Raw genomic sequence first — 20981 nt, 5'->3', positions numbered from 1 at the left:
TCTGCGGACCGGGCAGGAAAGCCTTTGCCGCTGAGCTTCCCGTTGACTTGACCCGCACACGCGGCTTTCTAACAGCCCCATGATCGAGAAAAATTACCAGCCCGCCGATATCGAAGCCCGCATGTCCGTGGTGTGGGAGGACAGCCTTGCCTTCAAGGCCGGCCGCCCCGACCGCCGCGACGCCGTGCCGTTTACCATCGTGATCCCGCCGCCGAACGTGACGGGCTCGCTGCACATGGGCCACGCCCTCAACAACACGCTCCAGGACATTTTGTGCCGGTTCGAGCGCATGCGCGGTCGCGACGTGCTGTGGCAGCCTGGCACCGACCATGCCGGCATCGCGACCCAGATGGTGGTCGAGCGGCAGCTGATGGAACGCCAGCAGCCCGGCCGCCGCGAGATGGGCCGCGAGAAGTTTCTGGAGCGGGTCTGGCAGTGGAAGGCCGAGAGCGGCGACACCATCATCAACCAGCTCAAGCGGCTCGGCGCGTCCTGCGATTGGTCGCGCGAACGCTTCACCATGGACGAGGGTCTGTCGAAGGCCGTCATCAAGGTGTTCGTCGAGCTGCACCGCGACGGCCTGATCTACAAGGACAAGCGGCTGGTGAATTGGGACACCAAGCTGCTGACCGCGATCTCCGATCTCGAAGTGCAGCAGACCGAGGTCAAGGGCCACCTCTGGTATCTGCGCTATCCGATCGAGGGCAAGACGTTCAATCCCGAGGATCCCTCGAGCTTCATCGTCGTCGCCACCACGCGCCCCGAGACCATGCTGGGCGATACCGGCGTTGCCGTGCATCCCGAGGACGAGCGCTATCTGAAGCTGGTCGGCAAGAACGTGATCCTGCCGCTGGTGGGCCGCAAGATCGCGATCGTCGCCGACGATTATTCCGATCCCGAGAAGGGCTCGGGCGCGGTCAAGATCACGCCGGCGCACGACTTCAACGACTTCGAGGTCGGCAATCGCCACGGCCTGCGCCGGATCAGCGTGATCGACAGGGAAGGCTGTCTCGATCTCGTCGACAACGAGGACTATCTGCGCGACCTGCCGGAAGGCGCCGCGCAATTCGCCGAGGAATTCCACAAGGTCGACCGCTTCGCCGCGCGCAAGCGCATCGTCGAGCGGCTGGAATCGTTCGGCTTCGTCGAGCGGATCGAGCCGCACACCCACATGGTGCCGCACGGCGATCGCTCGAACAGCGTGATCGAGCCGTATTTGACCGACCAGTGGTACGTCGACGCCAAGACGCTGGCAAAGCCCGCGATCGCGGCGGTGCGGTCGGGCGAGACGTCGTTCGTGCCGAAAAATTGGGAAAAGACCTATTTCGAGTGGATGGAGAACATCCAGCCCTGGTGTATCTCGCGCCAGCTCTGGTGGGGCCATCAGATTCCGGCCTGGTACGGACCCGATGGCAAGGTGTTCGTCGCCGAGACCGAGGAGGAGGCCGTCAGCCACGCGCTCGGCTACTACGTCGAGCAGGAGGTCATCACGGCCGAGCAAGGCCGCGAGATGGCGCTCGACCGCAACAAGCGCGAGGGCTTCATCACGCGCGACGAGGACGTGCTCGACACCTGGTTCTCCTCGGCGCTGTGGCCGTTCTCGACGCTCGGCTGGCCCGAGGACGCACCCGAGGTGCAGCGCTACTACCCGACCAATGCGCTGGTGACCGGCTTCGACATCATCTTCTTCTGGGTCGCCCGCATGATGATGATGGGCCTGCACTTCATGAAGGAGGTGCCGTTCTCGACCATCTACATCCACGCCCTCGTCCGCGACGAGAAGGGCGCCAAGATGTCGAAGTCGAAGGGCAACGTCATCGATCCGCTCAACCTGATCGACGAATATGGCGCTGACGCACTGCGCTTCACGCTGGCCGCGATGGCGGCGCAGGGCCGCGACATCAAGCTCGCCACCAGCCGCGTCGAGGGCTACCGCAATTTCGCGACCAAGCTCTGGAATGCGTCGCGGTTCGCCGAGATGAACCATTGCGCCGTGCCCGAGGGTTTCGAGCCGGCGAAGGCCAAGGAGACGCTGAACCGCTGGATCGCGCATGAGAGCGCGCACACCACGCGTGAGGTGACCGAGGCCATCGAAGCCTATCGCTTCAACGATGCGGCAGGCAGCATCTACCGCTTCGTCTGGAACGTCTATTGCGACTGGTATGTCGAGCTCGCAAAACCCGTGCTGCTCGGCCCGGACAGCCCGGCCAAGGACGAGACCCGCGCCATGGTCGCCTGGGCGCGCGATGAGATCCTGAAGCTGCTGCACCCCTTCATGCCCTTCATCACCGAGGAGCTGTGGGAGGTGACGGCCAAGCGCGATGGTCTGCTCGCATTGGCGCAATGGCCGCTGAAGCCGGCCGAGCCGACGCCGGAGCAGCTCGCAATCCTCGCTGCAGCGGCCGGGCCGACCGACCCCCTGGTGTCGCCGATGCTGGTCATGCCGATCTTCGACCACGCCGACTTCACCGATCCCAAGGCGGAAGCCGAGATCGGCTGGGTGATCGACCTGATCACGCAGATTCGTTCGGTGCGTGCCGAGATGAACATTCCGCCGGCAACGCTGACGGCGCTGGTGCTCGTCGGCGCTTCCGCCGAGACCGGGGAGCGCGTGCCGCGCTGGACCGACGTCATCATGCGCATGGCGCGGCTGTCGGACATCTCCTTCGCCGACCGCGCGCCTGACGGAGCGGTTCAGCTGCTCGTCCGCGGCGAGGTGGCCGCGCTGCCGCTCAAGGGCGTGATCGACGTCGCTGCCGAGCGCACGCGTCTCGACAAGGAGATCGGCAAGGCCGACGCCGACATCAAGCGCGCCGAGTCCAAGCTCGCGAACGAGAAATTCGTCGCCAACGCGGCCGAGGAGGTCGTCGAGGAGGAGCGCGAAAAGCGCGAGGCCGCGCTGGCGCGCAAGGCCAAGCTGCTCGAGGCGCTGGAGCGGCTGAAGCAGGCGTCCTAGACTTACTTCGGAAACGGCTTGCTCAGAAACTTCGAGCCCCTGACGCCATAGCGCCAGGGCAGTTCGACGGCCTTGGTGATGCCGATCCGGATGCCGGCCACTACCTCCAAATCCTCGGTCCGTGCATGCAGTGCGATCGGCGCGCGGTCCAGCGGCAGGGCGTTGTGCGCGATGGTGATGCCGAGCGCCTCGGTCAGCTTGCCCGGACCCGAGCACAGCGCGTGCACATCCTGGAGGTGGCGGCGGCGACGCATGGTGGCGATCCCGTGCGTCGGCTCCAACGCGCGGATCAGCACGGCGCTGGCCGAGCCTTCCTCCTCGCAGACGAAGTTGACGCACCAGTGGATGCCGTAGGAGCGATAGACATAGGCAAAGCCGGGCGGGCCGAACATCACCTGGTTCCGCGGCGTCGGACCGTTGTAGGAGTGCGCCGCCGGCTCGGTATGATGATAGGCCTCGACCTCGACGATGAGGCCGCCGACGCCGTCGACCAGCATGGTGGCACCGATCAGGTCCCGGGCGACCTCGCGGACGTCGCGGTTGAAAAAGGCCCGCTTCAGAACCTTGCCGAGCCGCGGTGTGGAAGTCTTCGATACTGGAGCCATTCGAGGTGAGAATCGCCTGAGAACAGAGCAGGATATTGCCCATATCTGCCATGTTCCCTGAAGCGGCGCGAGCCGGGTTGCGATGCGTGGCGAGACCGACTAGGTAGGACCTGAACAGACCGGACACCCCATGGTCGTTATTGTCGATACCATCACGAACCCGCTGCGCCCGCGCCACCCCGAAAAGGTGAATCGCCCTGACTCCGCTTCGCCGCCGAAGCCGGACTGGATCCGCGTGCGCGCGCCCAATACCCGCGGCTACGGCGAGACCCGCAACATCGTGCGGTCCAATGGCCTGCACACGGTGTGCGAGGAAGCGGGCTGCCCGAACATCGGCGAGTGCTGGGACAAAAAGCACGCCACCTTCATGATCATGGGTGACACCTGCACCCGTGCCTGCGCCTTCTGCAACGTCAAGACCGGCCTGCCGAATGCGCTGGATGCGGCCGAGCCGCAGCATGTGGCGGAGGCCACCGCCAAGCTGGGCCTCGCCCATGTCGTCATCACCTCTGTCGATCGCGATGATCTCGATGACGGCGGCGCCGAGCACTTTGCCCAGACCATCCGCGAGATCCGGGCCGCGTGCCCCTCGACCACGATCGAGATCCTGACGCCGGACTTCCTGCGCAAGGAGGGGGCGCTCGAAATCGTCGCTGCCGCCAAGCCCGACGTCTTCAACCACAATCTCGAGACCGTGCCGTCGCGCTATCTCACGGTGCGGCCCGGCGCGCGCTATTTCCATTCGATCCGGCTGTTGCAGCGGGTCAAGGAGCTCGATCCCACCATCTTCACCAAGTCCGGCATCATGGTCGGCCTCGGCGAGGAGCGCCACGAGGTGCAGCAGGTGATGGACGACCTGCGCTCGGCCGAGGTCGATTTCCTGACCATCGGCCAGTATCTGCAGCCGACCCGCAAGCACCACGCGGTGATGCGCTACGTGCCGCCGGACGAGTTCGCCTCCTATGAGAAGATCGCCTACACCAAGGGCTTCCTGATGGTGTCGGCGAGCCCGCTCACCCGCTCGTCGCATCATGCCGGCGAGGATTTTGCGAGACTGAGGGCCGCGCGGGCCGCAACCGCCCGCTGAACCGCCATCTGAGCCACCATGCCCAAATTTTCGAGCAAGCGCCGTGTCAATCACAGCGCCTCCGAGATGTTCGATCTGGTCGCCGACGTCGAGCGCTACCCGGAATTCGTGCCGCTGTGCAGCGCGCTGAAGGTGCGCCAGCGCATGGCCAAGCCTGATGGCACCGAGGTGCTGGTCGCCGACATGACGGTGTCGTTCAAGCTGGTCAAGGAATCCTTCACCAGCCGCGTGACGCTCGATCGCGCCAATCAGAAGATCCTGGTCGAATATCTGCAAGGTCCTTTCAGCAACCTGGAAAACCGTTGGACGTTCGAGCCCAAAGGTGAGGGCGTCTGCGACGTCGGTTTCTTCCTGTCCTACGAATTCAAGAGCCGCATGCTGGCGCTGCTGATGGGCTCGATGTTCGACGCCGCGTTCGCGCGGTTTTCGAGCGCGTTCGAAAAGCGCGCGGATGCGATCTACGGCCGGCCGAAGCTGGCGTCGTCGTAGATAACTCTCGTGTCCCGGACGCGCTGCAACGCCCTCAGCGTTGCTGCGCAGAGCCGGGACCCACGCCGCCCGAACGCCTCGGAGAGATGGGCCCCGGCTCTGCAGCGCACCGCTGAAGCAGCGCTGCGCTGCGTCCGGGGCACGAGAGCCATCCTCAATCCACCGCCTTCACCACATCCGGCGGCTGCGAGGCGTAATACGCCGCGGCCGCCTCGATTTCCTGAGGCGTCATTGCGCGGGCGATGTTGCGCATCTGCTGGCTGATGTCGTTGCGCCGTTCACCTGAGGCGAAGGCGTGGAGCTGCGCCTTCATGTAGGCTTCGGACTGTCCCTCCAGCCACGGGCTGCCGGTCTTGTTGTCGAGGCTGCCATGGCAGGAGCCGCAGGGCGCGATGCCGCGCATCGGCGCGCCATAGATCACGATGTTCGGCTTGGGCAGCTGCGGCGTTGGATGATAGGCCGGAAGCCGCGGCAGATAGGCGTAATAATTGGAGAGATCGGCGATCTCCTGGTCGGTCAGGTTGACCGCGAACGGCGACATCACGGCATTGGTGCGCGCACCCGAGCGGAAATCGTGCAACTCCTTGTAGATCACGGCGGCATACTGGCCGGCGAGATTGGGCGAGTCCGCGCGGCTGACGCCGGTCGGGCCATGACAGATCGCGCAACGCTGCGCCAGCGTCGCGCCACGGCCGATGGCTTCCTGGCTCGGGCGCGACAGCGTGTTCGAGGTGAGCACGACCTCGGACAGGCGTTTTGCCTGCTCGGGCGCCGTGACGCTGGCCGCGCGCTGCGGCACCCCGGCGGCGCTGCAGATTGCGTCCCAGACGCTGGCGAACTGGACCCAGGGCTGTGCGAAAGGCAGCACGATGAAGCCGGCAATCGTGGTGACGACGAGGATCGCGGCGGTGATGCCGACGCCAGTCCTGAAATGGCTGTTGCGGAAGGTAAAGAGGTCGCGCGTGCTCATCACTGCGCTCCCACATAGACGGCCGGCACCGAGGTGCCCGAACTCAGCGCCAGATTCAGGATCGGATAGCCGTAATTGGTGAGGGTGAGGCCGATCATCAGCGCCACCCATAGCGCGTGGGTGTTGAGTGCGACCGGCACCGTCTTTGGTTCATGTACGGCGAGTGCGAAGCGATAGGGCCCGGCGTCGATTTGAGGCGCGCGCATGCCACGCGCCAGGATGACGATGAACATGATGCCCGAGGCCAGCAGGATGAAGCCGCCGATCGCCGAGAGGGTGACGGAGAGCGCCTGCGGCGCGATCGCGGGATCGCCGAAGTCGAAATAGGCCATGCGGCGCGGCATCCCCAAAATGCCGACCCAGTGCCACGGGAAGGTCGTCACGATCATGCCGATGAACCACAGCCAGAGCTGGGTGCGGATCAGGCGGATATCGATCAGCTCGCGCCCGGTCAGATGCGGCCAGAGATCATAAGCGATCGCGAAATACATGATGACGATGGCTCCGCCGAAGATCAGGTGGAAATGGCCGGTGATCCACTGCGTGTTGTGGATCGAGGCATCGAGCTGATAGCTCATGTTGATCAGGCCGCCGGCGCCGCCGAAGCCGAGCATGACGAAGGAGAACGCCAGCGCCAGCATCATCGGATTGTCCCAGGGCAGGGCCCCGATCCAGCCGAACATGCCGCGGCCGCCGCGCAGCCGCGCCGCGATCTCGACCGAGGCGCAGATCGTGAACACAGTCAGCAGCGTCGGCAGCGCGACCAGCGCCGTGAAGGCGGAATGGATGAACTTGAAGCCGGCACCGACCTGCGGATCGGCAAAGGTGTGGTGCATGCCGATCGGCATCGCCACCACCAGGAACAGGATGAAGGAGATCCGCGCCATCGAGTCGGAATAGACGCGGCCGCCGATCGCGCGCGGCACGATGGCGTAATAGGCGATGTAGGTCGGCATCAGCCAGAAATAGACGATGGCGTGCAGCGTCCAGGAGAAGAAGATGCGGGCGAGGCCGGCATCGATGGTGGACTTCAGGCCTGCCGCAACCGGAATGATCTGGAGCAGCAGCTCGAGCGCGGCGCCGACCGCGGTCCAGGCCCACAAATACGAGCCCGCGACATTGGCGAACATGGCGAGCGGCACCGGCGCGCCGGGATTGGCCTTGCGCCAGACGCGCAAGTTGATCGACATCAGCGCGACCCAGATCCACGAGCCGACCACCACCAGGACGACGCCGAGGTAGTAGAAGACGTTGCCGATCAGCGGCGGATAGAAGGTGTAGAGCACCGAGGCACGCCCCATTGCGATCGGGATCACCGCCATGATGCTGCCGATCACGATCAACCAGAACCCGGCCCAGGCCCAGCGCACACCGACCAGGCGCTGCTGCAGCGCGGACTCACTGATGGCGTAGCCGAATCCCATCGCGACCAGCGTCGGGAAGGCGTAGCCCATCACCGTGCCGTGGGCGGTCAGCGAGCGGTAATAGAGCTCGGGGTTGGAGAGCCAGGTGCCGATCGGGCTGCGGATGAACATCTGCCAGGCGCCGAGCGTGAGCGCGATGCCGAATACGACGAAGGCCAGCCAGAAATGGGCGAGGATGAGCTTCCTATTGATCAACACAGCTCAGCCTCCCGCCACCCTTCGCGCGACCCGCGAATTCGGTGTTGTCGATCACCTTGACCTTGCCCCACATGCCTTCGTGGCCAAAGCTGCAAAACTCCTGGCAGGGCATCAGATAGTCGCCGGTTTTCGTGAAGCGCATCAGCTGCTCGGAGATGTAGCCCGGCACCAGCATGGTGTTGACGTTGGTGCCCTGGATCAGGATGCCGTGGACGACGTCGGCACTGGTGGCGCGCATCGTGATCGGCGTATCCACGGGCACCACGATGCAGGCCGGCGTGAAGGAATATTGCTGGCCGATCGCGCGCACGGTCACATTGCCATTGGCCTCCAGGACGCTGCCGAGATTGCTCTCGACGAATTCGCCGGACAGATGCAGGCGCGAGGGATCGGTGGTCTCGACGCGCGGCTGCGGCATGGTCGCGCGGTGGATGCCGGCAAAAGCCGCCAGTAGCGCCATCATCACGATGATGATCACGGCAATGGTGGCCCAGCGCCGCTCGACGCGGGCGGCGACCTCGGCGCTGGCGTGATGAGTTTCCTCGGCGCTCATTGCAGCGATCCGCGGGGCAGGAAGACGAACAGATAGAAGGCGAGCCACATCGCGACCACGCAGGCGGTGGCGATGCCGGCGACCACGATCGCGCCGGACGGACCTTGCGCGACGACCTCCTCGACGGCCTGGTCGGCGCTAGCGGGGCTGGTCGGCGGATCGGAATTGATCATGACGTCTCTCAGTTCAGCGGTGCGGAGCGCAGCTCGTTGGCCTCGCGCGCCGAGACCGGCGTGCCGCGATTGCCCCAGGCGGTGCGGATGTAGGAGACGACGGCGGCGATCTCGTTGTCGGACAACAGACCGGCGAAGGGTGGCATGCCGTAGGGCATCGGATTGCCCTTGGTGCCCGGCGGATAGCCGCCATTGAGGACCATGCGGATCGGGTTGACCGCCGACTGCATCTCGATCGACTGGTTGTTGGCGAGCGGGGGCCAGTGCGGCGGCTTGCCTTCGCCCTGCGTGCCATGACAGCTCGCGCACTGCTTGTCGTAAACGGTCTTGCCGAGGCTGATCAGCAGGCTGCTCTCGGTGGTCGACAGCGTCGAGCTTGCCGGCGGCGGAGGCGAGGGCTCCGCGATGCTCTTGAGGTACACCGCCATCGCCTTGGTGTCCTCGTCGTTGAGATATTGCAGGCTGTTGTGCACGACCTCGGCCATCGGGCCGTAGACCACGCCGCGCATGGAGACGCCGGTCTGGAGCAGGTCGGTGATGTCCTTGATGCTCCAGTCGCCGAGGCCGGCCTCGCGATTGGACGTCAGCGAGGGCGCGTACCAGTTCTGCATCGGGATCAGGCCGCCCTTGAAGGCGTCCGATTGCGAGGTGCCGCCGAGCGCGTTGATCGGCGAATGGCACATGCCGCAATGGCCGAGGCCCTCGACCAGATAGGCGCCGCGATTCCATTCCGCCGATTTCTTCGGATCGGGCTTGAACTCGCCCTCGCTGAAGAACAGCGTGCGCCATCCCAGGATGAGCTGACGGTTGTCGTAGGGGAAGCGCAGCTCATGCGGCTTGTTCTTCTGGCTCACCGGGGGAATCGAGCGCAAATACGCGAAGATCGCGTCGCTGTCGGCGCGCGTCACCTTGGTGTAGGATGCGAACGGCATCGCCGGATAGATCAACCCGCCGTCCGGGAAGCGTCCGCTGTGCATGGTCTTGTAGAAATCGTCCGCGCTCCATTTGCCGATGCCAGTGTCGGGATCAGGCGTGATGTTGGAGGTGTAGAGCGTGCCGAACGGCGTCGGCATGGCGCGGCCGCCGGCGAACAGGCGTCCTTCCGGCGCGGTGTGGCACGCCGTGCAGTCGCCGGCACGGGCGAGGTATTCGCCGCGCGCGATGATGTCGCTGCTCTTGTCTTGAGCCTTGTCCTGCGCTTGCGCGGCCGTCGTGAACGCGGCGAGAACCAGGAGTCCGATCGACAGTTTCGAGCCCATCATCCGCCTCGTCAGTTGGGCTGGCTGCCGCAGCCGAAGGGCAGGGCGTAGGTGCCCTTCGGTACGGGGGCCGGGTTCGTTGGCGCGGGCCGCGTCGCGAGCCAGGCGGCGACCGCGGTGACGTCGGCCTCGGTCAGATGGCCTGCGACTTGCTGCATGCAGTCTGGCGATTTTGCCGTGCGGGTGCCGTAGCGCCAGGCGCCGAGCTGGGCGCTGATATAGTTGGCACGTAAGCCCAACAGGCCGGGGATGCCGGGCTGCATGCCTGCCAGCGCCGGGCCGTGGCAGCTGACGCACGCCGGAATATTGCGGCTGGCATCGCCGCTGGTGGCAAGCAACTCGCCCTGCGCCAGCACGTCCTTGCTGACCTCGCTCGGCGCGGGCTGCGGCAGCGGCGGATGCTCGCCGGCAAAATACTCTGCCATCGCCTCCAGATAGGGATCAGGCAGAAACTCCAGCAGATAGTTCATGGGCGGATATTTGCGGCGGCCGCTGCGGAAGGCGAGCAGCTGATTGTAGAGATAGCCGGCGGGCTTGCCGGCAAGCCGCGGGAAATAGACGTCGCTGGTGCCTTCGCCCTTGTTGCCGTGACAGGGCGTGCAGGCCTCGACCCGCGCCGCCATCGTATCCGGCGGCTGGTTAGCCGTTTGCGCGGCCGCACCATCAATGGTGGCCAAGGTAATGGCGGCCGAGGTGACAATCACGGCGACTGAAGCCGCGGCGCGAGCGAACAATTTCGTCGCCCTCCAAAATGCTGGTCCGGTTGATTCCGGATCACAACGTAGAGCGGCATTATTGCGCCAATATTTTCTCGCGCAAGATCGGACACGAGTAATGACGTTTAGCCGCGCCGTTCGCATCTGCGATTCCGATCGGATTCGACAAATTTGCGCGCTTTTGGGAAACTGGACATAACGCCGTGGTCTCGCGACAGTTCCTGCCCGAGTCTTGCGCGGTCATGTCGCCCTCTTTGTCAGAGGGCGCAGGGAAGACCGGGTGCCGGCTGGCACCCGCGGTCCACTGTGCGAAACCTGCGTGACAAGAAGCTGCACAGCGGCATACAGGTGTAGCCAGGACAACCCGGCCTTCCCTGCGCAGTGGTTTGACGGCTTATGCCGAGCTCTCCCCGGGGAGCGATGCACTATTGCCCCCGTCGCCTTGCGGATGACTGATGCGCGCGATCCGGTCGGACCGCAAACATCACCGCAAGACTTGACGCACAGACCCCGGGCGTCAGGACGACACGGTTTTGCCGTACGCAGATCACACCGGTCGTGTGCGCGATAGGCCGTCGCTCACGGTTGCCCGCCCTGCGATGCCTCTCGCGCCGATGTGACTAGCGTCCACCGCAGCTCACCCCACGTTTCGTGACGATCGCGATACGCCCCTCTGACCGGGGTGAGGTGGCGGGACAATGCGACAAAGCCGAAATTCTGTAAAGGCGAATATTTTCGCCTGCGCGCCTTGCCCTACGGCTAGCATGTTTTGCCCGTCGGGCAGCGCAACCGCTTGTAGGTGCGCAAGGTGGGTTGGGAGAAGGCGTAATCCACCATGTCTGCCGAGCAGGCATGAGAAGAGGTGGATGACGCTTCGCTAATCCCCCTACGACGTGTTTCGTGCCGAGTTCCCCTTCGATCCGCACCGCGATCATGTCGCGCCATCGCGAGTTCAACGTGCTGTTCGGGCCGAAGCTGGAACGAAACTAATTCCAAGCAGCGCGCTGTTTGTCCCAGCGCAACCAGATTCCCGGTGCGCGCGGCGAGCTTCGCGCGAGATCGCGACGGCGTTCAGCGTCGCCCGCGGGAAAAAGTGGGGGCTGGAGTGGGAAGTAGGATCATGAGTCCGTCGTTGGAGCGAGGGCGTTCGCGGCGCGCAGGCAGAACGCAAGGCACGGTGCTGCTATCTTGGACAGCGTCTGCCTTGCTGCTGCCGGCGCTCGCCGGAGAGGCTTGCCTGGCGCAATCGGCGGCGCCGGGCGCGGCGGTCCAGCTCGATCCTGTCGTGGTGGAGGCGCCGAAGAGCGCGGCGAAGCCCGCGGCGATATCGCGCGAGCGGATCGCGGCGCGGCGTCGGGCCGCCGAGCCGCAACCGCGCGGCGGTGCCAGCCTCGGCGAGGAGGCGGCGGGGCCTGCTGCCCCGGCCGCATCGGTGCAGGAGCGCTTCGAGGCGCTCGCGGGCGGCGTCGCGCTGGTCAGGCGCGAGGATCTGGCGCCCACCGGCAATCCGACCGTGTCACGTGCCCTCAGCGGCGTTCCCGGTGTCGTGGTGCAGAACTTCTTCGGCGGCAACGACCAGCCGCGCATTCAGATCCGCGGCTCCGGCCTGCAGCAGAATCCGGTCGAGCGCGGGCTGCTGGTGCTCCAGAACGGCCTGCCCATCAACCGCGCCGACGGCTCCCACATCGTCGGCTTTGCCAACCCGCAACAGGCGGAGGCCATCGAGGTCTATCGCGGCTACATGGCCAACCGCCTCGGCGCCACCGTGCTCGGCGGTGCGCTGAATTTCGTGTCACCGACGGGATCGTCCTCGCCGGGCACGCAAGTCGCTGTCAGCGGCGGCAGCTTCGGCCAGATCAATGCCAGCGCGCAGACCGGCGGCAGGAAAGACAACGTCGATGCGCTGGTGCAGGCCGATTTCAGCCGCCGCGACGGCTTTCGCGACTACAACAGCTCCGAGCGCAGCAGTTTCAATGCCAATGTCGGCGCCGTGCTGTCCGAGAATGTCAGCACGCGCTTCTTCATCGGCTACACCGATCTCGGCTTCGACGTGGCGGGACCGTTGACCAAGAGCGCGATGCAGGCCAATCCGCGGCAGGTCTTTGCCGGTCCGACCTTCATCCCGCCGTCGACCTCGATCAATCCGGGCCCCAACGTCGTGCGCGACCGGCCGCGCCGCGAGGCCGAGCAGTTCGTGGCGGGCTCGCGGACCACCGCGACGTTCGACGCGCATCTGTTCGACGTCGCGCTCGGCTATACCCACACCGACGACATGTTCCGCTTTCCGATCTCCTCAGGCGTACGCGCCACGCGCGGCGACGATGCGACCGGCGTCTTCCGCTACGCCTACAAGCCCGACAGCGCGGCGGCGTTGCCGCTGCTGGAAACGACCGCGCAATACTCCGTGGGATCGGCGGATCGGGAGAATTTCATCAATCAGGCCGGGCAGACCGGCGCCAAGTTCGGCGAGAGCCGGCTCGATGCCACCACGCTCGCGCTGCATACCGGCCTCAATCTGCCGGTCTGGGACGGGATCACCGTGTCGCCGGCGATCGCCTATGGCTACGCCACGCGCGACAATGACGACATCTATCGGAGCGCGACGCGGCCGACGATTGCCTACAATCCGGCAAATCCGACCATGCTGCTGCCCAACGGCGCGGTGCCGACGCAGAGCTCGAGCTATGCGCGCAGCTATGCGGCGTGGAGCCCCAGCCTCGGCGTGACCTTCCGCCCCGTGCCCGGCCAAACCATCTTTGCCGCGGTCAGCCGCAGCTTCGAGCCGCCCTCGCATGACGATCTGCTCGCGACGATCAACGGGACGCCGAACAGCAGTGCCGGACGGCCGACGCCGGGCAATCCGGGCCTCGTCGCAGCGGCGTTCGCGACGCCCGATCTGAAGGCCCAGACCGCGACCACCGTCGAAGGCGGCTGGCGCGGCCGCGCGGGCATCCTGTCGTGGGACGCTGTCAGCTACTATTCCTGGGTCGACAACGAACTCTTGAGCCTGCGCGACTCCACCGGCGCGCTGATGGCGGCCTTCAATGCCGACCGCACCACGCATCTCGGCGTCGAGCTCGGCCTCGGCGTCAGGATCACGCAGCGGCTGACCGGCCGCATCGCGTACACCTACCAGGACTTCCGCTTCGACAACGATCCGCTGCGCGGCAACAACCGCCTCGCCGGCGCGCCGCCGCATCTGGTCAACGCGGTCCTGCAATATCAGGCGACCGACGCCTGGAAGTTGGAAGGCGTGGTGCGCTGGAGCCCGGGCCACATGCCGGTCGACAACATGAACACGCTGTTTGCCGATCCGTTCGTGGTCGCCGATCTGCGCACCGAATACCAGATCAGCGAGCGCTTCTCGGTGTTCGGCGAGATCACCAATCTGTTCAACGCGACCTATGCCGCGTCGACCCTGATCGTCGATCAGGCGCGGCCGGACCAGGCCGCGTTCATCCCCGGCGACGGACGCGGCTATTACGGCGGCATCCGGGCGCGGTTCTAACTTGCAAAGGAGACACCAATGATTGCAGACCACACGATGCCATCGGTCGAACTGCCCGGAGGCGATCTCGACGTGGCGAAGATGCCGGGCCATTGGCTGCTGGCCCGGCTCGGCAAGCGCGTGCTGCGTCCCGGCGGGCTTGGCCTGACGCGCGCGCTGCTGCACGGGCTGGTGATCGGCGCCGAAGATGATGTCGTCGAGTTTGCGCCGGGGCTCGGCGTCACCGCGCGCCTGATCCTGGAGCGAGGGCCGCGGCGCTATGTCGGCGTCGAGCGTGATGCGCAGGCGGCGGCGTGGACGAGCCGGCAGCTTCCGGCCAAGGGAAACGTCTCGGTCGTCGTCGGGACCGCCGATCAGACGACCCTGCCGGCGGGCTTTGCATCGGTCGTGATCGGCGAGGCGATGCTGAGCATGCAGACCCAGGAGCAGAAGCGCCGCATCGCGGCGGAGGCGTTCCGGCTGCTTCGCCCCGGCGGGCGTTACGGCATCCACGAGCTCGCCGTGACGCCGGACGACATGCCGTTCGGCCAAAGGCAGGCGATCGATCGCGCGCTCTCCGGCGCCATCCATGTCGGGGCACGTCCGTTGTCCGGCGAAGGATGGAGAGGGCTGCTGGAGAGCGTCGGCTTTCAGATCGAGGCGGTTGAATTCGCGCCGATGCATCTGCTCCGGCCGCGCCGCCTCGTGCAGGACGAGGGCCTCGTCGGCGCGTTGCGGCTCGCCAGGAATTTGTTGCTGGATCGGGCGGCGCGGCGCCGGGTGCTGGCAATGCGGCGGGTGTTCGAGCAGCATCGCGCCAATCTGGCTGCGATCCGTGTGATCGCCCGCAAGGTGTAAGCGGGTGCTCAGCCCCGCGGCGACCGTGGCGTCCGGCGTTTGGCCACATGTCGGCGCGGCGAGCGGGTGACGCGCGGGCGCAAGCGGGTTGCGGCGGCGGGACGGCGCGGCTTGGTCTGGGCTTGCGGGCCGCGGGCCAGATCCATCAACATCCGCAGCGCTTCGACGACGGAGCGCTGCCGCACCGCGCTGCGGCCGATCGCGCCGAAGCGGTGCTCGCGGTGGATGATGCGGCCGTCGCGCGCGGCGACGGCGAAATGCACGAGACCGACCGGCTTGCCGGGCGTCGCGCCGCCGGGACCGGCAATGCCGGTAATGGCGACGGCGAGATCGACGCCGGCGCGCTCCAGCGCGCCGACCGCCATGGCGGTTGCGGTTTCCTTGCTGACGGCGCCGAAATTGGCAAGCGTGCCGGCTTCGACGCCGAGCATGGCGCGCTTGGCGTCGTTGGAATAGGTGACGAAGCCGCGATCGATGACGTCAGACGAGCCGGGGATGTCGGTCAGTGCGCCGGCGACGAGGCCGCCGGTGCAGGATTCAGCGGTTGCGATCGTCAGCTTGCGCATCCGGCACAAATCGAGCAGCGAGCGGGAGAGGGCGCGTGCGTCGCTGCCGCCCATGACCCTACAGGCTCCAGGGCAGGCGGATGGTGGCGCTCGCGGTGGCCGCGATGCCTTCCTCGCGGCCGGTGAAGCCGAGCCGCTCGCTCGTGGTCGCCTTCACCGCGACGCGCGAGATGTCGACGCCGGAGATCTCCGCGATGCTCGCGCGCATGGTGTCGCGCAACGGGCCGATCTTCGGCCGCTCGCAGATCATGGTCACCTCGAGATTGGCGACGCGGCCGCCGCGCGCCGTGACGCGCTCGATGGCATATTTCAGGAACTGGTCGGAGGAGGCGCCCTTCCATTTCGCATCGCTCGGCGGAAAGTGCGAGCCGATGTCGCCGTCGGCGAGCGCGCCGAGGATGGCATCGACCAACGCATGCAGGCCGACATCGCCGTCGGAATGGGCGAGAAAACCCTTGGTGTGCGGCACGCGCACGCCGCAGAGCATGACGTGGTCGCCTTTGCCGAAGGCGTGCACGTCGTAGCCGGTGCCGGTCCTGATATCGCCGAGCTGGGCAGCCAGGCGCGCTTCCTCGCGCACGAAATCCTCGGGAGTGGTGAGCTTCATGTTGGCAACATCGCCTTCAAAGGTTGCAACGGTCAATCCCGCCCATTCGGCAATCGCGGCATCGTCGGTGAAATCGCTGCGGCCGTCCTTCGCGGCGCGACGATGCGCTTCGAGGATGACGTCGAAACGAAAGGATTGCGGCGTCTGCGCGATTCGCAAGCGCGCCCGGTCCGGCGTGCCCTCGACGTTGCCGCCATCGCCGGTGAGCTTGATGGTGTCGGTGACGGGAACGGCAGGGATCGCGGCACCGGTGCGGCTCGCCGCCTCGATGGCGCGCGAGATCAATCCCTCCGAGACGAAGGGGCGCGCGGCGTCGTGGATCAGCACGATATCGGGCTCGTGCCTGACCAGAGCTTCGAGGCCGGCAAGCACCGAGGCCTGCCGGGTCGCACCGCCATTGGTCGGCGGCTCATGCCTGAGCCCGGCGACCGCGGCCGTGAACATGGCGCTGTCGTCGGGGTTGACCACCGGCTGCACCGCAAACACGTCGGCGTGGCGGCTGAAGGCTTCCATGGCGCGATAGATCACGGGCACGCCGCCGATCTCGCGATATTGCTTCGGCCCGCCGGCGCCTGCACGCAGTCCACGCCCGGCTGCGACGAGGACGACTGCGGTGCGCTGTGATTTCGCCATAGGACTCGAATACTCAGTTGGTGATGAAGAGTCGGGGAGTGGGGTGATTGCCGCATGCCTCTAGCACGGCAGGCCCGCAAAAAAAGGGGGTTTCCCCGGATTGTTGGAAACAGCATTTTGCTGCACTGCACTTGAAAGATTTGCAGAATTGTCTAAACTGTAGGCATGGCGCTTGACTGCACAAGAATTGTGCGCAAGATAGCTCATGGCAGGCGCGATGAGGCCCTGCCCAGTCAACGAGACCCCTGTGACCGGTTCGGCAGTATCCGGCTCTAAGCCGTTGAAAATAGGCGAGATTGATGTCGCCACCCCGGTCTTCCTGGCACCGATGTCGGGGGTGACGGACTCGCCCGTCCGCCGGTTGGCCGCCGAGCTTGGAGCCGGCCTCGTCGTGTCCGAAATGACGGCCAGCGATGAGCTCGCGAGCGGCCACCGGATGTCCCGGTTGCGTTGCGAAGCCACTGGGATCGGCCCCCACGTGGTTCAGCTCGCCGGCTGCGAGACGCACTGGATGGCGGAAGGCGCCCGGATCGCCGAAGCTGAAGGCGCGGATATCATCGACATCAACATGGGCTGTCCGGCTCGCCACGTCACCGGAGGCCAGTCCGGCTCGGCCCTGATGCGCGACCTCGACCATGCCGTCAGCCTGATCGATGCGACCATCGCGGCGGTGAAGGTGCCGGTGACGCTGAAGATGCGGCTCGGCTGGGACGACCGCAGCCGCAACGCGCCGGAACTGGCGCGGCGCGCGGAAGCCGCCGGCGTCAAGCTCGTTACGGTGCATGGCCGCACCCGCAGCCAGTTCTACAAGGGCGAGGCCGATTGGGATGCCATCCGCGCCGTGCGCGATGCGATCTCGATCCCGCTCGTCGTCAACGGCGACATCACGACTTACGAGAAGGCACTCACGGCGCTCGAGGCCTCCGGCGCCGACGCCGTGATGATCGGGCGCGGCGCGCAGGGCCAACCCTGGCTGCCCGGTCAGATCGGCCGTCGCCTGCAGGGCGGGGCTGAGGAGGCTGTGCCCTCGCTGGAAGCGCAGCTGCATTATGTCCGCACGCTCTATGAGGGCGTCTGCGCGCTCTATGGTCTGCGCATCGGCCTCAGGCATGCCCGCAAGCATCTGGGCTGGGCGCTCGACGTCGCCGCAGAGGCGAGCGGCGCTTCCGTCGAGAAGCTGAAAGGGTGGCGCCAGACGATCCTCACCTCGGAGGATCCGCGCCTCGTCCACCAGTCGCTGCAGGATGCCTTCGACGACTTCGCATGGAGCGCTGCTGCATGAGCTCCGCCGCTGAACATCGCCGGCCCGCCGACAGTGACGCGATCCTGGATGCCTTGCCCAATCCCGTGCTGATGATCGGGCCGGATGGCAAGATCGTCGCCGCCAACATCGCCACCGAGGCCTTCTTCGACATCTCGACGCAGTTCCTGAAGCGGCAGTCGCTGAAAGAGCTGGTGCCGTTCGGCAGCCCATTGCTGGCGTTGATCGACCAGGTGCGTTCGTCGAATTCGCCGGTCAACGAATACAAGGTCGATCTGGGCACGCCGCGCATGGGCGGCGACCGCCAGGTCGATCTGCATGTCGCGCCGCTCACGGAGCGGCCCGGCCATATCGTGGTGATGCTGCAGGAGCGCTCCATCGCCGACAAGATGGACCGCCAGCTCACCCATCGCAGCGCGGCGCGTTCGGTGATCGCACTGGCCGCGATGCTGGCGCACGAGATCAAGAATCCGCTCTCCGGCATCCGCGGCGCGGCGCAGCTTCTCGAGCAGCAGGCCTCGTCCGAGGACCGCATGCTGACGCGTCTGATCTGCGACGAGGCCGACCGCATCGTGACGCTGGTCGACCGCATGGAGGTGTTCGGCGACGAGCGCCCCGTGTTGCGCGGTCCCGTCAACATCCATTCGGTGCTCGACCACGTCAAGCGGCTGGCGCAGTCCGGCTTTGCCCGCAACATCCGCTTCATCGAGGACTACGATCCCTCGCTGCCGCCGGTGCTGGCGAACCAGGACCAGTTGATCCAGGTGTTCCTCAATCTCGTGAAGAACGCCGCAGAAGCCCTGATCGACGTCCCCGACGCCGAGATCCAGCTCACCACCGCGTTTCGCCCCGGCGTGCGCCTGTCAGTCCCCGGTCAAAAATCCCGGGTATCCTTGCCGCTCGAATTCTGCGTGAAGGACAACGGACCAGGCGTGCCCGACGATCTTCTGCCCAATCTGTTCGATCCCTTCGTGACCACCAAGCAGACCGGCTCGGGTCTCGGCCTGGCGCTGGTCGCCAAGATCATCGGCGATCACGGGGGCATCATCGAATGCGAATCTCAGCCGCGCAAGACCACCTTCCGCGTGCTGATGCCGATGTATTCCACATCGGTGAAACATGCCGATCAAAGCAGTCGCGCCGACTCTGCCGGGAAGCCGTCGCCTGCGTCACAGGGGGCGAAATGAGGATTAACGATGCCCGCAGGTAGCATTCTCGTAGCCGATGACGATACCGCCATCCGCACCGTTCTCAATCAGGCACTGTCCCGCGCCGGCTATGAAGTGCGGCTGACCGGCAATGCCGCAACGCTGTGGCGCTGGGTCAGCCAGGGCGAGGGCGATCTCGTCATCACCGACGTGGTGATGCCGGACGAAAACGCCTTCGACCTGTTGCCACGGATCAAGAAGATGCGGCCGAATCTGCCGGTCATCGTCATGAGCGCGCAAAACACCTTCATGACGGCGATCCGCGCCTCCGAGCGCGGGGCTTACGAATATCTGCCAAAGCCCTTCGACCTCAAGGAGCTGATCGCCATCGTCGGCCGCGCGCTGGCCGAGCCGAAGGAACGGGTCTCGACGCCGGACGAGGACGCCGAGATGGAGGCGATCCCGCTGGTCGGCCGCTCGCCGGCGATGCAGGAAATCTACCGCGTGCTCGCGCGTTTGATGCAGACCGACCTCACCGTGATGATCACGGGCGAGTCCGGCACCGGCAAGGAGCTGGTGGCGCGCGCGCTGCACGATTACGGCAAGCGCCGCAACGGCCCGTTCGTCGCGGTCAACATGGCGGCGATCCCGCGCGACCTCATCGAATCCGAGCTGTTCGGCCATGAGCGCGGCGCCTTCACCGGCGCCAACACCCGCGCCTCCGGCCGGTTCGAGCAGGCCGAGGGCGGCACGCTGTTTTTGGATGAGATCGGCGACATGCCGATGGAGGCGCAGACCCGCCTGCTGCGCGTGCTGCAGCAGGGCGAATACACCACCGTCGGCGGCCGCACCCCGATCAAGACCGACGTGCGCATCGTCGCGGCCTCCAACAAGGATCTGCGCGTGCTGATCCAGCAGGGTCTGTTCCGCGAAGACCTGTTCTTCCGCCTCAATGTCGTGCCGCTGCGGCTGCCTCCCTTGCGCGAGCGCATCGAGGATCTGCCCGATCTCATCCGGCACTTCTTCACGCTGGCCGAGAAGGACGGGCTGCCGCCGAAGAAGCTCGACGCGCTGGCGCTGGAACGGATGAAGCAGCACCGCTGGCCCGGCAACGTCCGCGAGCTCGAAAACCTCGCCCGGCGCCTCGCCGCGCTCTATCCGCAGGACGTGATCACGGCCTCCGTCATCGATGGCGAGCTGGCGCCGCCCTCGGTCAGCCCGGGTGCCGCGGTCCAGCAGGGCGTCGACAATCTCGGCGGTGCCGTGGAGGCGTATCTGTCCTCGCACTTCCAAGGCTTTCCCAACGGCGTGCCGCCGCCGGGCCTCTATCACCGCATCCTCAAGGAGATCGAGGTGCCGCTGCTGACGGCCGCGCTCGCCGCCACCCGCGGCAACCAGATCCGCGCCGCTGACCTGCTCGGCCTCAACCGCAACACGCTGCGCAAGAAGATCCGGGATCTCGACATCCAGGTCTATCGCAGCGGCGGCTAGTTCTCTCGCGACAAACGCTGAGCGCGTTTGCGCGGCGGTGGCTCAGCTCCCCCTACCAAAGCGGAGCTGAGCCTGTCCGGATCGCGCTGGCCGTTTTGGCTGACGCGGTGATCAGAAGTCGGAGTGGGGCCGAAATGTTCCCCAGTCACACTGGGGGGTGAGGCATTCGGCCGCCCGCGACCGCGATCCATCACCTGATCAGTCGCTCGGTTGACGGCACCAGGCGCGCGACGTTTGTGGTCGGCTCCTGCAGGACAGGACCATTGACCAGCAGATCGGAGGCCACGATCAGCAGCAGAACGGCAGAAACCATCATCGCGAGGAAGAATCTGTCCATGCTGGTCAAGCCGCAACGGCAGACAACCGTTCCCGCAGGCGAGGTCTGCCCAAGACATCGGCCATGATCAGCCTGTGGATGCGCCGGTCCGTCGCGGCGAGGGCGCCGCGGAATTGTCGCAATTCGGCAACAATGTGGTACGAATACATCAGTATCCGCCCAT

At 66.0% G+C, this 20981-nt stretch carries 19 protein-coding genes; 8 read left to right on the top strand and 11 right to left on the bottom strand.

Features of this window, described 5'->3' with window-relative positions; translation table 11 throughout:
* Positions 1-79: 79 nt before the first annotated feature.
* Positions 80-2956 carry a valine--tRNA ligase gene (locus tag AABA86_RS29045; RefSeq protein ID WP_338309248.1) on the top strand — a complete coding sequence of 959 codons (2877 nt, stop codon included), beginning with the start codon at positions 80-82 and terminating at the stop codon, positions 2954-2956.
* Between the two features lie 2 nt (positions 2957-2958).
* On the opposite strand, the gene AABA86_RS29040 is transcribed toward AABA86_RS29045, so the two are convergent.
* Positions 2959-3561: a DNA-3-methyladenine glycosylase gene (locus tag AABA86_RS29040; RefSeq protein WP_338309247.1), complete on the bottom strand. Its 603-nt coding sequence runs from the start codon at positions 3559-3561 to the stop codon at positions 2959-2961.
* A 130-nt stretch (positions 3562-3691) separates the two neighbouring features.
* Here AABA86_RS29040 and lipA point away from each other — a divergent pair, with 130 nt between their 5' ends.
* On the top strand, positions 3692-4648 hold the full coding sequence (gene lipA, locus AABA86_RS29035; RefSeq protein WP_338309246.1) for a lipoyl synthase: 957 nt from the start codon (positions 3692-3694) through the stop codon (positions 4646-4648).
* 18 nt (positions 4649-4666) lie between these two features.
* Positions 4667-5137, top strand: coding sequence for a type II toxin-antitoxin system RatA family toxin (locus tag AABA86_RS29030; protein WP_212253850.1), 471 nt, complete (start codon positions 4667-4669; stop codon positions 5135-5137).
* A gap of 154 nt (positions 5138-5291) precedes the next feature.
* On the opposite strand, the gene AABA86_RS29025 is transcribed toward AABA86_RS29030, so the two are convergent.
* From AABA86_RS29025 to AABA86_RS29000, 6 genes are read right to left on the bottom strand one after another with little or no spacing between them, the layout of a single operon-like run.
* Positions 5292-6107: a c-type cytochrome gene (locus AABA86_RS29025; RefSeq protein WP_212253851.1), complete on the bottom strand. Its 816-nt coding sequence runs from the start codon at positions 6105-6107 to the stop codon at positions 5292-5294.
* Positions 6107-7729: a b(o/a)3-type cytochrome-c oxidase subunit 1 gene (locus AABA86_RS29020; RefSeq protein WP_338309245.1), complete on the bottom strand. Its 1623-nt coding sequence runs from the start codon at positions 7727-7729 to the stop codon at positions 6107-6109. Before AABA86_RS29020 ends, AABA86_RS29025 begins: the two co-directional genes overlap by 1 nt.
* Positions 7716-8282, bottom strand: coding sequence for a cytochrome C oxidase subunit II (locus AABA86_RS29015; RefSeq protein WP_338309244.1), 567 nt, complete (start codon positions 8280-8282; stop codon positions 7716-7718). Before AABA86_RS29015 ends, AABA86_RS29020 begins: the two co-directional genes overlap by 14 nt.
* A complete protein-coding gene (locus tag AABA86_RS29010; protein WP_212253854.1) occupies positions 8279-8455 on the bottom strand; it encodes a hypothetical protein in 177 nt (58 codons plus the stop codon). The genes AABA86_RS29015 and AABA86_RS29010 overlap by 4 nt, the downstream gene beginning before the upstream one ends.
* 8 nt (positions 8456-8463) lie before the next feature.
* On the bottom strand, positions 8464-9714 hold the full coding sequence (locus tag AABA86_RS29005) for a cytochrome c (RefSeq protein WP_212253855.1): 1251 nt from the start codon (positions 9712-9714) through the stop codon (positions 8464-8466).
* A gap of 11 nt (positions 9715-9725) precedes the next feature.
* Positions 9726-10448 (bottom strand): c-type cytochrome, encoded by a 723-nt coding sequence (locus tag AABA86_RS29000; RefSeq protein ID WP_212253856.1) that lies wholly within the window; start codon positions 10446-10448, stop codon positions 9726-9728.
* Between the two features lie 1102 nt (positions 10449-11550).
* Between AABA86_RS29000 and AABA86_RS28995 the strand changes: the two genes are divergently transcribed.
* Positions 11551-13938: a TonB-dependent receptor family protein gene (locus tag AABA86_RS28995; protein WP_212249379.1), complete on the top strand. Its 2388-nt coding sequence runs from the start codon at positions 11551-11553 to the stop codon at positions 13936-13938.
* Positions 13939-13956: 18 nt separating this feature from the next.
* Positions 13957-14775, top strand: coding sequence for a class I SAM-dependent methyltransferase (locus AABA86_RS28990; RefSeq protein WP_338309243.1), 819 nt, complete (start codon positions 13957-13959; stop codon positions 14773-14775).
* Between the two features lie 8 nt (positions 14776-14783).
* On the opposite strand, the gene AABA86_RS28985 is transcribed toward AABA86_RS28990, so the two are convergent.
* Genes AABA86_RS28985 through AABA86_RS28975 form a run of 3 tightly spaced genes read right to left on the bottom strand, consistent with a single transcriptional unit; the run spans position 14784 to position 16890 of the window.
* Positions 14784-15395, bottom strand: a complete 612-nt coding sequence (locus AABA86_RS28985; RefSeq protein WP_212249380.1) for a CinA family protein — start codon at positions 15393-15395, stop codon at positions 14784-14786.
* Positions 15396-15399: 4 nt separating this feature from the next.
* Positions 15400-16581 (bottom strand): bifunctional 2-C-methyl-D-erythritol 4-phosphate cytidylyltransferase/2-C-methyl-D-erythritol 2,4-cyclodiphosphate synthase, encoded by a 1182-nt coding sequence (locus tag AABA86_RS28980; RefSeq protein WP_338309242.1) that lies wholly within the window; start codon positions 16579-16581, stop codon positions 15400-15402.
* A 60-nt stretch (positions 16582-16641) separates the two neighbouring features.
* Positions 16642-16890 carry a hypothetical protein gene (locus tag AABA86_RS28975; protein WP_338309349.1) on the bottom strand — a complete coding sequence of 83 codons (249 nt, stop codon included), beginning with the start codon at positions 16888-16890 and terminating at the stop codon, positions 16642-16644.
* On the opposite strand from AABA86_RS28975, the gene dusB reads away from it, so the two are divergent.
* From dusB to ntrC, 3 genes are read left to right on the top strand one after another with little or no spacing between them, the layout of a single operon-like run.
* On the top strand, positions 16862-17863 hold the full coding sequence (gene dusB, locus AABA86_RS28970) for a tRNA dihydrouridine synthase DusB (RefSeq protein ID WP_338309344.1): 1002 nt from the start codon (positions 16862-16864) through the stop codon (positions 17861-17863). The two genes, AABA86_RS28975 and dusB, sit on opposite strands and share 29 nt — an antisense overlap.
* Positions 17860-19029 (top strand): two-component system sensor histidine kinase NtrB, encoded by a 1170-nt coding sequence (locus tag AABA86_RS28965; protein ID WP_212249382.1) that lies wholly within the window; start codon positions 17860-17862, stop codon positions 19027-19029. Before dusB ends, AABA86_RS28965 begins: the two co-directional genes overlap by 4 nt.
* Before the next feature lie 9 nt (positions 19030-19038).
* The gene (gene ntrC / locus AABA86_RS28960) at positions 19039-20481 is read left to right on the top strand and encodes a nitrogen regulation protein NR(I) (RefSeq protein WP_212249383.1); all 1443 of its coding nucleotides are present in this window, start codon (positions 19039-19041) and stop codon (positions 20479-20481) included.
* A gap of 190 nt (positions 20482-20671) precedes the next feature.
* Here the strand turns inward: ntrC and AABA86_RS28955 are convergent, their stop codons facing one another.
* Positions 20672-20818 carry a hypothetical protein gene (locus AABA86_RS28955; protein ID WP_338309241.1) on the bottom strand — a complete coding sequence of 49 codons (147 nt, stop codon included), beginning with the start codon at positions 20816-20818 and terminating at the stop codon, positions 20672-20674.
* Between the last annotated feature and the right edge of the window lie 163 nt (positions 20819-20981).

Source organism: Bradyrhizobium sp. TM233 (assembly GCF_036247965.1).
Lineage (GTDB): Bacteria > Pseudomonadota > Alphaproteobacteria > Rhizobiales > Xanthobacteraceae > Bradyrhizobium > Bradyrhizobium ottawaense.
The sequence above is the reverse complement of the archived record's forward strand: the minus strand, read 5'-3'. Positions and strand labels throughout refer to the sequence as shown.

Bases quoted from the DNA above. Each gene is read 5' to 3' on its own strand.
- AABA86_RS29045 (WP_338309248.1), top strand. From the start codon at position 80: ATGATCGAGAAAAATTACCAGCCCGCCGATATCGAAGCCCGCATGTCC.
- AABA86_RS29040 (WP_338309247.1), bottom strand. From the start codon at position 3,561: ATGGCTCCAGTATCGAAGACTTCCACACCGCGGCTCGGCAAGGTTCTG.
- lipA (WP_338309246.1), top strand. From the start codon at position 3,692: ATGGTCGTTATTGTCGATACCATCACGAACCCGCTGCGCCCGCGCCAC.
- AABA86_RS29030 (WP_212253850.1), top strand. From the start codon at position 4,667: ATGCCCAAATTTTCGAGCAAGCGCCGTGTCAATCACAGCGCCTCCGAG.
- AABA86_RS29025 (WP_212253851.1), bottom strand. From the start codon at position 6,107: ATGAGCACGCGCGACCTCTTTACCTTCCGCAACAGCCATTTCAGGACT.
- AABA86_RS29015 (WP_338309244.1), bottom strand. From the start codon at position 8,282: ATGAGCGCCGAGGAAACTCATCACGCCAGCGCCGAGGTCGCCGCCCGC.
- AABA86_RS29010 (WP_212253854.1), bottom strand. From the start codon at position 8,455: ATGATCAATTCCGATCCGCCGACCAGCCCCGCTAGCGCCGACCAGGCC.
- AABA86_RS29005 (WP_212253855.1), bottom strand. From the start codon at position 9,714: ATGGGCTCGAAACTGTCGATCGGACTCCTGGTTCTCGCCGCGTTCACG.
- AABA86_RS28995 (WP_212249379.1), top strand. From the start codon at position 11,551: ATGAGTCCGTCGTTGGAGCGAGGGCGTTCGCGGCGCGCAGGCAGAACG.
- AABA86_RS28990 (WP_338309243.1), top strand. From the start codon at position 13,957: ATGATTGCAGACCACACGATGCCATCGGTCGAACTGCCCGGAGGCGAT.
- AABA86_RS28985 (WP_212249380.1), bottom strand. From the start codon at position 15,395: ATGGGCGGCAGCGACGCACGCGCCCTCTCCCGCTCGCTGCTCGATTTG.
- AABA86_RS28980 (WP_338309242.1), bottom strand. From the start codon at position 16,581: ATGGCGAAATCACAGCGCACCGCAGTCGTCCTCGTCGCAGCCGGGCGT.
- AABA86_RS28965 (WP_212249382.1), top strand. From the start codon at position 17,860: ATGAGCTCCGCCGCTGAACATCGCCGGCCCGCCGACAGTGACGCGATC.
- ntrC (WP_212249383.1), top strand. From the start codon at position 19,039: ATGCCCGCAGGTAGCATTCTCGTAGCCGATGACGATACCGCCATCCGC.
- AABA86_RS28955 (WP_338309241.1), bottom strand. From the start codon at position 20,818: ATGGACAGATTCTTCCTCGCGATGATGGTTTCTGCCGTTCTGCTGCTG.